The 12,934-nt window shown below is 49.8% G+C and carries 9 protein-coding genes and 1 riboswitch; of the genes, 5 read left to right on the top strand and 4 right to left on the bottom strand.

Annotated features, from left to right (window positions below):
* Position 1 precedes the first annotated feature (1 nt).
* Together BARVI_RS03825 and BARVI_RS03820 are read left to right on the top strand one after the other, a co-directional pair.
* Positions 2–1,150 carry a hypothetical protein gene (locus BARVI_RS03825; protein ID WP_198015986.1) on the top strand — a complete coding sequence of 383 codons (1,149 nt, stop codon included), beginning with the start codon at positions 2–4 and terminating at the stop codon, positions 1,148–1,150.
* Positions 1,151–1,372: 222 nt separating this feature from the next.
* Positions 1,373–2,710 carry a cytidylate kinase family protein gene (locus BARVI_RS03820; protein WP_025277952.1) on the top strand — a complete coding sequence of 446 codons (1,338 nt, stop codon included), beginning with the start codon at positions 1,373–1,375 and terminating at the stop codon, positions 2,708–2,710.
* 86 nt (positions 2,711–2,796) lie between these two features.
* Here the strand turns inward: BARVI_RS03820 and BARVI_RS03815 are convergent, their stop codons facing one another.
* Positions 2,797–3,465, bottom strand: a complete 669-nt coding sequence (locus BARVI_RS03815; protein WP_025277951.1) for an AlkZ-related protein — start codon at positions 3,463–3,465, stop codon at positions 2,797–2,799.
* A 240-nt stretch (positions 3,466–3,705) separates the two neighbouring features.
* Positions 3,706–3,901: riboswitch (cobalamin riboswitch) on the top strand.
* A 1,048-nt stretch (positions 3,902–4,949) separates the two neighbouring features.
* Between BARVI_RS03815 and BARVI_RS03805 the strand changes: the two genes are divergently transcribed.
* From BARVI_RS03805 to BARVI_RS03795, 3 genes are all read left to right on the top strand, one after another.
* On the top strand, positions 4,950–5,900 hold the full coding sequence (locus BARVI_RS03805) for an IS30 family transposase (RefSeq protein ID WP_025277949.1): 951 nt from the start codon (positions 4,950–4,952) through the stop codon (positions 5,898–5,900).
* 156 nt (positions 5,901–6,056) lie between these two features.
* On the top strand, positions 6,057–7,892 hold the full coding sequence (locus BARVI_RS03800) for a fimbrillin family protein (protein ID WP_198015985.1): 1,836 nt from the start codon (positions 6,057–6,059) through the stop codon (positions 7,890–7,892).
* Between the two features lie 73 nt (positions 7,893–7,965).
* Positions 7,966–8,853, top strand: a complete 888-nt coding sequence (locus BARVI_RS03795; RefSeq protein ID WP_198015984.1) for a fimbrillin family protein — start codon at positions 7,966–7,968, stop codon at positions 8,851–8,853.
* Positions 8,854–9,073: 220 nt separating this feature from the next.
* Here BARVI_RS03795 and BARVI_RS03790 read toward each other — a convergent pair whose 3' ends face one another.
* From BARVI_RS03790 to BARVI_RS03780, 3 genes are all read right to left on the bottom strand, one after another.
* Positions 9,074–10,459, bottom strand: a complete 1,386-nt coding sequence (locus tag BARVI_RS03790; protein WP_025277946.1) for a transposase — start codon at positions 10,457–10,459, stop codon at positions 9,074–9,076.
* A 677-nt stretch (positions 10,460–11,136) separates the two neighbouring features.
* Positions 11,137–12,303, bottom strand: a complete 1,167-nt coding sequence (locus BARVI_RS03785) for an IS256 family transposase (protein WP_025277945.1) — start codon at positions 12,301–12,303, stop codon at positions 11,137–11,139.
* Between the two features lie 68 nt (positions 12,304–12,371).
* Complete coding sequence (locus tag BARVI_RS03780; RefSeq protein ID WP_232214007.1) at positions 12,372–12,851, bottom strand: YdeI/OmpD-associated family protein; 480 nt, start codon at positions 12,849–12,851, stop codon at positions 12,372–12,374.
* Positions 12,852–12,934: the final 83 nt, after the last annotated feature.

The following is a 12,934-nucleotide window of genomic DNA, read 5'->3' as shown; positions in this document are numbered from 1 at the left end:
AATGCAGAAAATGTTTAAACAGTTTATGCTGGTCACCGCAGTGGCCGCTGCCGCATCGGTTTGCGCGCAAGAGACAACTATCCCCTCGATGAGTGAAATGACAGGCGATTTCATCGTTTTAAATTCACAATCCTATAATGGCGTGAAAAGCCTCGCGTCGATGAAGCCGTTCACCATCGAGCCGGCTGACAACGACTCGATTACACTCAGCGGATTTTATATGAGAAACTGCCTCGATTTCAAAGCCGAGTATAGCGAGACGACCGGCAAGATAAGTATCCCCGCCGGGACCCCTGTGTTCGATTACTTTGGATCCTATTTGATTTATCTCTATCCCTGGAATACCGAGGACGAAGAGGTAATCATGCGCCCCATCGAATACAAATATATCGGCAACAACGTTTGGGAGTGTAATTCCGATTTGATGCTCGTGGCCATACAAGGAGAAGAAATGCAAATGTCCGTTTTCTCCAGCGGCTCGCGCATTGCTCGTTGCAATGGGACTACCAACAATACCTCATATGTAGGAACAGCCGATGAACAGGACGAGTATATCGAATCACGTCCTTCCTACGTCACCATCTCGGGCAATAACATCGATATTTACAACATTTTGCAGGCCGACCAGTATGGCTATGGCGTGCACCTGAGCGGAACCATCGATCGCACAGCCGGTAAAGTGTGGTTTGGCTATACTCTCACCGGGCAGGCCAATGATAAGAATTACCGTATCCTCACTGGCTGCGAGTATGACGAAGATACCAATATGCCCACCAAAGTAGCCTATTCCGGAACCAATAACTATGGCAAGGTGCGTGCCTCGATCGACCTCGAAAAAGGCGAAATCGCCATCGACCCCATGGCTATTTGGGTAGCCGAATATAGCGAGAGCGGCATCATGGTCGATGAGAATCAGTTCTACGAGTTTGTCAAAACGGTAAACGTGACTTACGACGTCCCCAAGACCGACATCTCGGCTATCGAGGCTCCCTCCATGACTAATGTCGAAAAAGAGGTTTCGCACATCGACTACTATGCCATCGACGGTCGCAAACTTGCCGAGCCGCAAGAAGGTAGCCTGGTAATCAAGGTGACCGTCTATACCGACAAGTCGACTCAGGTAGAGAAAATCGTATATTTGAAACATTGAGTCATCAAAGCACCGTGACACCACGGTTGTCGATAGAGAAAGAGGGCAAAACTCCCGTATCGGAGTTTTGCCCTCTTTTCTTTTATTTTTTCGACCCTTTACTGTGAGAGGAGTACCTATGTTGCGTTTCCAAGTTTAAATTACTTTAAAGCCCGGAAGTAAGACTGCCATTGGGCCTAAATATTGTGTAAATTCGTGGACAATTTGAAATATTTGTAAATCATGAACGGGAAGAGGAGCAGGGCAGAGTGGCTGCGGCGCTATGCCAGTTTTGTGGTTATTCTTTTTATCATTGCATTCGGTACCTCCTTGTCAATACGGGCCAATCTGGGTTCGTCGCCCATCTCGGCACCTCCCTATATCTTGTCGCTTATCCCGGGCATGAACCTTACCATGGGACAGCTCACTATCTGCATGCACGTCTTTTTCATCACCTTACAGCTGTTGCTCCTGCGCAAGAATTTCGAGGCCAGGCAATACACCCAGATTCTGGTCTCCTTCCTTTTCGGGTTCTATACCGACCTGACCATGTGGATGACCGGGTTTCTGCAAATTCCCTTCGACCTCAATCCACTTATCGGTTACCCTCTGCGATTCATCGAACTGCTCATTGGTGGAGCCGTACTGGCCTTCGGTATCGCTTGTGAGGTGCGTTGCGACTCGCTCATGTTGGCCGGTGAAGGGTTGCCGTTGGCCATATCGAAATTCTTGAAAAAGGATTTCGGTAAGGTGAAAATCTGTTCCGATACCTCGCTGGTCCTCATCGGCACGATATTCATGTTTATCTATTTCGGTCGCTGGAGTTGGGAGATGGTAGGCGTGGGCACCCTCGTGTCGATGTTCTACGTCGGCTTCATGGTGCGCGTATTCGCTCCCCACATCGGGTGGCTCGACCAGATATTCATTCCCCGGGCCGAACGTCAGGCTGCCGCTGCCGCAGTGGCTGACCAGTGGAGCGGAAACCGCATTGTGACCATTGCCCGCACCTATGGCAGTGGCGGCAACGCCGTGGGCGAGGCCGTGGCCCGGCATTTGGGCTGTCCCTGTTACAACCGGCAGATTATCGACCGGACGGCCCACGAGATGGGTTACTCTACCGAATTTGTAGCCGAGAATGAGCAGAACCTCTCCTCCGGTCGTTTGTGGGAGATGATATTTACCGACAGCGGAATCCCTGCCTCGATGAATCCCTCGAAAGAAGATGCCATCTATGTGAGTCAGAGCCGCACCATTCGCGAGTTGGCTCACAAAAGTCCCTGTGTCATTATCGGTCGTCTGGCCAACTGGATACTCCGCGACGACCCCCATGTGCTGCGGGTCTTCGTCACCTCGAGTCGCGACTATGCCGTCCGTCAGATAGCCGATAAACTTCATCTCTCTACCGATGAGGCCGCCCGCAAGGTCGACCGTGTGAACACGGGGCGAGCCAACCACTGTCGGCACTATACCGGCAAGTCCTGGACCGACATCACCGGTTACGACCTGGTCATCAACACCGAGCGCACAGGTATCGACGGAGCTGTCGATATGATTCTGCGAGCTGCTCGTGAGGTGAAGTGAACGCCGGTATAATGGGGGGATACCTGTACGTTTGAGTAAAATATTTCGTAGTCACAACATTTGGTTTCCACGCCGTTGTCGTAGCGCTATCGTAGCAGCGATTCGTACAGGCGGACCGGCTTGTCGGGGAGAATCTTGGCGAGGTGGTGGAGCAACCGGGCGCGCGACTCCTCGGGGGAGCGGTGAGGCTGACAAGCCTCTCGCCCCAAAAGGGCTTCGGGAGTAGTGAGCAGAGACCACCCCCAGCCATACTCCCGTCCGTGACGGTCGTGCGGGTAGACAAAATCCTCGGTCACCAGATAGCCCCCCATTTCGAGTCGGGTAAGGTAAGCGTCGAACCGGCTGCGCATTTTGGGCCCGGTAAATCCGCAAGCCGCGCGCAGTTCTCGGGTGATGAGGCTGCCCCGGCTCCTCAGCGTAGTCAGTATGGCCTCCTCGATACTTCCTTCGGCCGGGCGAGGGTAGCGGCTCCGTCGGTAGTTACAGAAATCGGGCCACCACTCGCGGGCGATGAATGCCGCCTTGCCGTTGAAGAATTTGCCGTAGGCACACCCGCTCTCCTGCAAGATTTCCCCCTTCCAGGCCCATAACGGCCACTCCCAACCCCCTTCGGGCAACGGGTGGTATCGGCATTCGGCGTCGACCATCTCTTCGGCCGACCACCCGTCGATACCCAGAGGCAGCAGGGGCAGGAAGCCTACCCGATTGATGTAATCGATTAATTGCGAGCAGGAGTGTAGCGGTTCTTTCTTCATAACATTGTTCCTTTGGCTTTGGCCGGGTCGAAACTCCATTCAAAAGGAGAAGGAGTTGTGTACACGCTGGAAACAAAATTATATGTTTCAACGGAATTTCGACTACATGAGAGGCTAAAAAAGAGTAAATAAACGAAGTAGCGGGTTTTATGATAACAGAAGAATAGATTAAATGGATATGGAATCCTATCTCCTTTTTGAAGTAAAATATAATAAAATTCATATTCTCGAAAAAATATATTAACTTTGCGGCCGATTGGTTCTGAAAGGCCCTCCGGGCCTGGAAGATTAAAAGGGAATCGGGTGAAAATCCCGGACAGTCCCGCTGCTGTGAAGCTCCGCCAACCACTCGAATTCTGTTGACCACTGATTTATGAATTGGGAAGGTCTCGGGTGGGGAGTCAGTCAGAAGACCTGCCATCAGTTTTTGTTTTTAATCGAGCCCGTGGACAGGACGGTTAAATGTACAATGTAAATGCTTTATTATTTTGTTGGGCTTTTCAGGCCGCTCATATCCCTTGCCGGGGGATTGCTCTATTCTGTCGGGGCGTATGCCCGTAGGTCAGTCGACACACCTCAACCGCTGAGCGTGGGTGTGCCGAAAGAGGGGTGTCGTGTGTCCTGTAATGCGTTTCCGATGCATCATCATATTCTCATTGATTATCAATGGTTTGCATCTTAAAAGGTAGACTACTCAAAAATTTACTTGTTTTTTTGCGAAAAATCGAAGATCTAACGTTTTTTTTTCATCGACTCTCTCTGAACGGAGGGAAAAAGGTAAAAACAGCCCTTTGGAGCCCTGACTGGCCTCGTCTGCAAAGATAGAGCATGTTGGGGTTTATTTCGCCAAAATGGGCTGTAAAATCGAGGGGGGATTCACGGATATTTTCGGATTCCAAGTGAGGTATTTTGTGCTTGATTGGAGTGACCGTTGGGACCGACCTTTGCCTCGGGCTGCTTATAAGTTTTTGCAGCCAAAAGAGAAAAATGGCTGAGTCCATTTTCAAGGCGCAGCCATCTCTTTTCTTCCCTTATTTTGACTTTACTTTAATGAACGTATATATGAATACGGGGATAAAGTAAAGTTGCTGATTTTATGGAAAAGTGTAGATTTTAAGCCTTAATTTTTATGAAAAAGTGTATAATAGGAGTCTGATTCGTTGGAAAAAGTGTGACGAGTTCGATTTATTCGCTTGAAAAAGTGTAAAATTCTAAACCGTCAACTACATTCATGAAAAGTAACCAACCACGTCACTAGATCAATAGATAAAAATAAAAGACTCACCCTGAGCGCGCTGTTCTTGTGGGAAGCGGGGTGAGTATGTTATTGCAAATTTAGTTGATAAACTTCGTATTTCAATGTTTCCCTTAAATCTATTAGGAAAATGCGACAATAATATTAGAAAAGTGTATAATCAAGAGGAATGTTTTTATGGAAAAGTGTATATTTGCAATATCAATTCTTTTAGAAAAGTGTAGAAGTAATGCTGTACAGAAAGATCCGATCATATATAGATGACCACCTCAGTTCTAAGGAGGACAAGATTCTCCTTATTGAAGGAGCTCGGCAGATAGGAGTGAACAGGAGTACGGTATGCAGGGAAATCCGGAGGAACAGCAAACGTCAGGGGAAGTATTGGTGGTCGATAGCGCACGAGCGGGCTCTGGACAGGCGAGAGCGGACAGTAAGGAACAGGGAGACGCCGCCAGATGTCCTAGGGGAAGCGAAAAGGCTGCTTGTCAGTGAGGACTGGTCCCCCAGGCAGATATCAGGTTACCTGAAGAAGAAAGGGATTGAGATATCGCACGAGAGGATCTATGAGCTGATACGGGATGACGGTATCGGGGAATTGAAGATCCACTGCCGGCATAAGATGAAATACAGGCGGCACAAGAGGCGGAGGCGGCCGACGGTAGCCACGAACATACCGGACAGGGTCAGCATTCATGAAAGGCCGGCGGAAGCGGATGGCAGGAGGTTCGGGGACTGGGGAATGGACCTTATTGTCGGGAAAATGCAGAAAAGTGCGATATTGACCTTATGTGAAAGGAGCAGGAACTACCTGATAATGGAAAGACTGCCCTGCGGGAAGAACCACGAGAAAGTTGCCGATGCGGTCATCAGGCTTCTATACCCGTACAGGAAGAATGTGCTGACGATAACCACTGACAATGGCTTCGAGTTCCGCTCGCATAAGAAAATATCGGAAGCCCTCAAGGCACCGGTATACTTTGCCGACAGTTATGCCTCGTGGCAAAAAGGCGGGATAGAGAATATGAACAAGCTGATAAGGCAGTATATCCCCAAAGGGACTGACTTCCGGGAACTCAGCGACGAGTTCATCCATTCCGTCCAGCTGAAGATAAACCGAAGGCCCAGGGAAAAGTTGAACTTTTCTACCCCCAAGGACGAGTTCTTTAGACTTTTGTTATAATTTTGTCTCGTGTTGCACTTGCTCGTTGACTCTGCCAAAAGTCCCCGGCGTTGATTTTTTTTTTTTTTTTTGTCATTTTTCTGCGAAAATCTGTAAATCTGCAGTCTTTTGACCAATTATATGACAATGTTTATGTGTGGTAATGCGGCTTCCGCAATGCGTGCGTTTACAGCAGCCGCTGCTTTTCTTCTTTTCTTGCCGGCCTGCATGAAGACGGAGGAGCCTGTTTCCGTACAGGATGACGGATTCATTGAACTGGCATTCACCAAAAACGGTTTTGTTGATGATACGCAGGATATGCCATCAGTGAAGGCGTATGTGGATGAAGACGGGAGCGGAACTTTTACGGAAGGGGACAAGGTCGGGTTGTATATATACGGCAGTCCTTCCAGGCATGTCATTCTCACTCTTGAGAACGGCAGGTGGACTCCGGCGCTGAAGAAGAGCGACCTGGGATCCGGCACGGCCAGGCTTTCCGCATATTATCCTGTATCGGAGGCTGAAGGCATCGGGTCAAACGTGCACCGCCATAAGGTGCAGACCGACCAGAGCGGGGACGGCTACATGGAATCGGATCTTCTGTGGAGCCATCTCGACATTGATCTTGGCTCGCTTTCAGGCAACAGGATAGAATTCCCTTTCAGGCATGCCATGCACAGGCTTGTCATAAACATTACGGGCTCTGACGGTACATTGCCCGAAGACCTTTCAGTAAAGGTCCTCAATGAGACCGAGGGGTCGCTTTCAATCTATAGCGGAAGTCTGAATGATCCGTCCGGTGAAAAGGTGAGAATAGATGCCAGAAAAGCGGAAGGGAGTCAGGGCAAGTTTTCCGCAATACTTTTCCCGGGCAGTCTGGGCCCTTATTCCGACGGATGGGTGGAAATAACTGCAGGCGGCAAGACCTCGACCTTCAAGGCGCCGTCGGAAATCGGCGGCAGGGATTTTCTGGAGAGCGGAAAGGAGACTGTGCTGAACCTGAGTCTGAATCAGGGCGGCGTCGGCCCCGGGGAAGAGCCGGAGCCGGAGCCTGATCCCGACTATGCTGGGAAAATATGCTGGGTATATGGAGTCAAGACGCCGGAAACTCCTGACTACAATGAGGAGACCGTGAAAGTGCTGACAGATACGGATAAATTTTATCCGTGGAACTTCCCTTCAGGAGTATGGTTCAAGTTTGACAGCGATCCTGAAACAGCCTATCTGAACTGGCAGGAGGGCTTCCGCTGGTATGACTGCGACAAGGACAATCCGGACGAAAGCAACTCCCGTCCCGGCTATCATGACAGCAACATGTGCTGGGCGGCCGCTTCGGCATGCATGCTCCACTGGTGGATGAACATCAACAGCGACTATATTGCCGCGTATGACCGTAAATATGGAGATGTGTGCCCGAAATATCCGCGCCCTTCATCTGAATTTTCTGGCACTGAAAAAAGCGAGATATTCAATTTCTTCAGGGAGGCAAGCCGTAACCGCGGAGGGGATGCGAGGGACGGCATCAACTGGTTCATCAACCACACTCCCGGATTGGGTCTAAACGACACTTTCGACGACGATGCCTTCGGAGGCTATTTTACGGAGGTTTTCAAGGGAATGAAGATAGCCGACTCTTTCGGGGGCTTCAGCAAGGAAACGTTCAACGAGCTCATAAAAGACGCCCTTGAGAATGACCGCGGACTCGGATTCATACGCTCACACGGACTGACGCATGTCATGGCTCTCTATGGTGTCGAATTCGATGATGAAGGATATATCTCGGCCGTATATTATGTCGACAACAACGACTATTATAATTTTCAGGTCACAGGCAGCAGCACTCCGTTCCAGAGGCATCGCCTGATCCGCAAGAAGATCACCTACAATGAGGGCAGCGGATTCAAGATATTGATCGGGGAGGGTACATCGTATGCGATAGTCGGAGTGACTACGATGGATCTTATGCGTGACGTATGGCGGAACGCCTTTCCGGAAGTGCGCACAGACGACTGAAGCTGAAAAATGATGTCGGGCAGTGCCCGGCAGGATTGCAGACATTTTATTTGACATAGATATTATGATGATTATGAAGAGTTATAAATTTTTTCTATATGCTGCGGCGATTCTGCCGGCGGCCGTCTCATGCGACAGATCCGTCCTTCCCGGCGGGGACGGCGGCAGCGATGAAGTGACGGGAAAAATCGACATAAGGACTGCCGTAGGCCCCATTGTGAAGTCGCCTCAGCTCGGACAGGACGGCTCCGGAAATTTCGTAAGCGGAGACATGTTCCGGCTTACGGTTTCAGGAGAGGGCTTTGATGATATAAGCGAGATCTATACGGTGGGAGAAACGGAACTTTTCTGGTCGGATTTGGAGCTTCCGGATAATTCCGGTACGGTGTATTTTTCAGGATGTTATCCTGATCAGGATGCCGTTTCAGACGGCAGTTTCCGTTTTGACATGCCGGCAGACGGCGAGACGGATCTTCTGCTTGCCAAGGCTGTTCCGGTGGCGTACCAGGCGTCGGCGGTGGAGCTGAAATTCTCTCATGCTTTCCACAGGCTTGCCATAGAATATGTGTCTGTCGGCACTTATTCCGATTCCGATCTTTCGCAGGTAGCCACATCCGTCAATGCGATGTCCTCATGCACGGTGGATCTGCGCAAGGGCGAAGTTGAATCAGGCTCTGCTGCCCGTCCGGCAAGATACATGGAAAAGAAGGGGAATTCCGTGTCATATATGCTGATTCCGCAGCAGAAAGACGATGTCACTGTAGAGGTCTCTTTCCAGGGTATGAAAAAGACGTTCACTCTTCCGGACACCACCGGGGACGGTCAGGCGCTCAGTCAGCTTGAAGGAGGCAAAATGCTGACGGTGCGGCTTGAGATTTCTTCGGACGGGATCAGAATGGACGGAGTGGAGATCATAGGATGGGAGTCCCAGGGAACTGTCAACGGAGGCATATCCTTCTGAATCACCTCCGTCATCAGGCATTGATTATGGACAGGACTACAATAGGGACAGTCGTTTAATTCCGTCATTATGAGTCAATCGGCAGACCGTCCCGGTAATTTTTCCGATCGAACTCATCTTTTTATATTTTCGGCTCCGTTTCGGAGCCCCTTTTTTCATTTTTGGACCCAACTGGAGCCAATACTCCAGTGAAAGGGCCGTTTCTCACTCACCTCGAACATCAGGCAGCCTGAGCAATTTCGTTGACTTCCCGCCGGACGAGCTGTACTGCATTCGCCGTGTGGATGCCAAAGAAGATGTACAGGATTTCGGTCAACTTCGTCCTTGCCTTGATGCGTTTCAGGCCATAGTGTTCCTTCTGCGTTCCGAACGAGCCTTCCATCCTCGTTGCCCTCACCCTCGCCAGCTCGTTGCGGATGATGTCGTTCTCTTTCTTTTCCAAGGACGGACGGCCACGCTTGACGAATGACGTCTGTATTCCTCTATCCTTGCAGTACCCCCTGTTGGCGCTGCCGGCATAGCCTGCATCTCCTCCGACCTTCTTCGCGTCCACACCGAAGAGCTTTCGGTGCATCTTCAGGCAGTGCGTAAGCCTGGTTCCCTCGTTGAAGGCATTGAATGACAGCTTCTCGATGAATGAGAGTCCGTCAACCTGGATGTTGTTGCACTTCGCACCGAACTCTACGCTCTTCACTTCCTTGCCTCTCACGATCGGCCTCACATACGGCTTGCTGATGCTCACTATCCTGTCCTTGACACTCTCGCGAGGATTGTTGTTCTCGAAGTGGGCCTTCTGCTGACGGTACATCCTTGTGATGATTTCAATATCGCTCTTCTGTCTGGCTGTCAGCAATTTCTCCGCACCTGCATTCTCCCTCTCCAGTGTGCGGGTCTCCTTCAGTATCTTCCCCAAAAGGTTGAGCAGGCGTCTGGTCAGTTTCCTGGTCTGGACTTTCGTATGCCTGCGCCGCTTCCTGTACGACAGGTTGGCCTTCTCTACGTCTACGTACTTCGTCCTCGGACGGTGCACATTCAGCTTGGCACTCAGAGTGCACATTATCTCATATGACTTCTCTATTCCTTCCCACAGAAGCTTCGGATCCGTAGGATAGTGCATCTCGCTCTCGTAACAGGTCGCATCCGTATACATCGTGTCCAGGTCCTTCATGTACGGTTTCCAGGCTCTTGCCAGTATCTCCTGCTGCTGTTGGATCTTCAGCCCGCGGGCCAGTTCCGAAAACACGTCGTCCAGAAGTTTGTAGTTCGTCAGAGGATGCATCGGGTCTATTCTCACATCGCAGAAGAGCTGATAGTGGACGTTACCGTTAAGATGCTCCATCAACTTCGGGCTGCTCAGACCTGTGTACATCTTCAGGAACATCAGCGCAACCTTGCCCTCCGGGGTGAAGTATGTTTTTCGTCCTTTCTTCGCTCTCATGCTCTTGCTTATCAGTCCAAAGTTCTCTGCCATCTCACGTAGCGGCAGCCTCTTCCTGATTTTTCCCAGCTCGCTAGTCGCGAATGTCTGCCTATGCAATTCATAAAAATCGAACTCCGTGAAAGGAAGATCGGGTGATATTCCAGAGAAATTTTGTACCTTAGCCATGCAGATTAATTTTTGCGATACCTCCAAATTTGGCTTTTCCAGGGCGCTTGGGGGTATTCTTTTTATCTTTAGCTAAGATACGGATTTTATATTACATTAGCAATCAATTCTTTATAAAGTTTTATTCTTTTTACGACAGTCCCTAATGTAAAGTCACCAATACAAGTCTACTTTTTCAGGTCGGTACAAATGAAGGTACAGAATAACGGACGATTCTATATCCCGACAAGTGCCGATACTCCAATTCTATCTCACCAACATGACCTAAGGCGATGGCTTCAGTTATATTTATGAGCTGTCCGATCAGGATGCTCATCATGACAGGGAAGTTGATGAGCCAGATGTTTCTGTATGTAGTGCAACAGTAGTAAAAAATAGAGATGTATTAATATCGTTTAGTATTTTAGTAATCTTCCATTATCATTCCATTCCCCATAGAGTAATCCTTTCCGCGTATTCTCTATGAATTTGACCAACCGACTCTCGTAAAGGCCTGGATCATTCCGTTTTATTTGAATTGTATCAATTCTGATTCTCTTATATAAATCGGGAAATTGACAGAAATTGTGGTAGTGTTTCAAACAGTGTGTCCGGAGTAAGCCTTCAGACCTCTTAGTTTTGCAAATATATCAATTTATCTGTTACTTCATTGGCAGGGCCTGCCAATGAAGATTTTTTCATTCGTCCGGGAACAGGTCCTTGTCAAGATCGATTTTGGGCACCTGCCTCAGGTATGACTTCTTGTCCATGGCCGTCTTTCCCATGAGCAGGATGACGGACTCCTCGTTGGGCATCGCACCGCGCATCCTCGTGACCCTCCGGAAGTCCTTCTGCAGCCGCTCTATCCAGTTCGTGGTGTATATCATCGACTGGATGCGGTGGTCGTAGTTCAGGTATGTGAAATACGCCTTGTAGGAGGCGTCCTCGCCGCGCTTGCGGATGCTCCTGTAGTACCTGCCCCATTTGGAGCAGAACCCCTGCCACTCGCTCCATGCCTGCTCCACAGTATAGTTCCTGTCCCCGGTACGGAACACCTGCCGCAGATCCTCTGCGACATCCCCCTTGTCGCCGTTGCGCACATCACTGATGATATTGCGCTTCAGGTGGGTGGTGCACCTCTGGAGCTTCGTGCCGGGAAACACCTCGCTGATGACGACCTCCAGTCCCCTGAGTCCGTCTGCACATATGAGTCCTATCCTGCAGACACCCCGCTCTCGCAGCTCATTCAGCATCTCGCCCCACCCCAGGGCGCTTTCCGTGGGCTTGTTGAAGATCCCGAGCACTTCCCTGGTCTTGTCCTCCTTCACCGCAAGGACCACATAAAAGGCTTCAGTATCTACACTCCGCTTCCGGTGGATCTTGATGTGCACGCAGTCGATGAACACCACCGGATAATGGCTCTCCAGTGACCGCCCCAGCCATTCCGTCACATCCTTGCGCAGATAATCCAGCATACGCGATATGCTCGCCTTGCTGTAATGCTCCCCGTAGATGTCGTTGAAGACCTCCCCGACCTGCTCCTGCGTCAACCCCTTGGTGTACAGTGTCCCCGCAAGACGCTCGCACTCTTCCTCTTGATCCCTGAGTATCGCCAGTATCCGTTGATGGAAGTTGCCGTATCTGTCACGGGGTATGCGGAATGTCAATGTCCTGCCGTGTCCGTAGGTCCTGCCCGGACGGTACCCGTTGCACTTGTTCCCGGAAAGACCATCCTCTCGCAGATATTCCCTGCGCTCTGACACCATCAGGCTCTCAAGCATTATCTCCATCAGGTCATGTAATCCGTTTTCTTTCTCCGTATGCTTGCATATTAGTTCGGAAAGTTGTTCCTTTGTGAACTCCATAAAGTCTACTCCTTTTTTAGTTTTTGTTTCTTTTTGCTTTTACAAATCTAAAAAATCTGTAGACTTTTTTATTCCTCTATCTCAGACACACTTTTTGGAACAGTATCGAAATTGTTCCACACTACCGGATCGGACTGCAGTCTTTGCAGTATATCCTTATCAATGTTGAAACCATCAGGCGACATATCCGGCAGAACGGCTCTTCCGGCATCGGTCATCAGTCCCATGCGTTCCATTCTGCGGCATCTTTCCTTGTTCAGTTCCGACCAGTTGCTTCGTGGGTTTCTGGGACAAAGTTTCTGGGCAGTCACTCCGTCTGCTATTTTCTTTGTGGTACTGTCTATCCAGCCGAAGCATAGGGCTTCTTCTACGGCATCAATATACCAGAAAGTGGTGTCATCTGTTGGCTTTCCACGCTTGACAATCACCCAGCATTCTTTTTCCGTCTTATGGTTCTTTATCAGCCATTCGCGTAGCTCAACTCTTGATTTGACATCCAGCAGATTATGTATTTCCATCGCTCTTGAATCTTTATTCCAGTTTTTCATGCGCAAATTCTCCATTGAACCAAAACGTGGCTTCTTTTCCTACAGGAACTTCAAGAATTTGCCGATGCACTATTAAATGCCTA

Origin of the sequence: Barnesiella viscericola DSM 18177 (assembly GCF_000512915.1) — a bacterium.
In the GTDB taxonomy this organism is placed as follows: Bacteria; Bacteroidota; Bacteroidia; order Bacteroidales; family Barnesiellaceae; genus Barnesiella; species Barnesiella viscericola.
The sequence above is the reverse complement of the archived record's forward strand: the minus strand, read 5'-3'. Positions and strand labels throughout refer to the sequence as shown.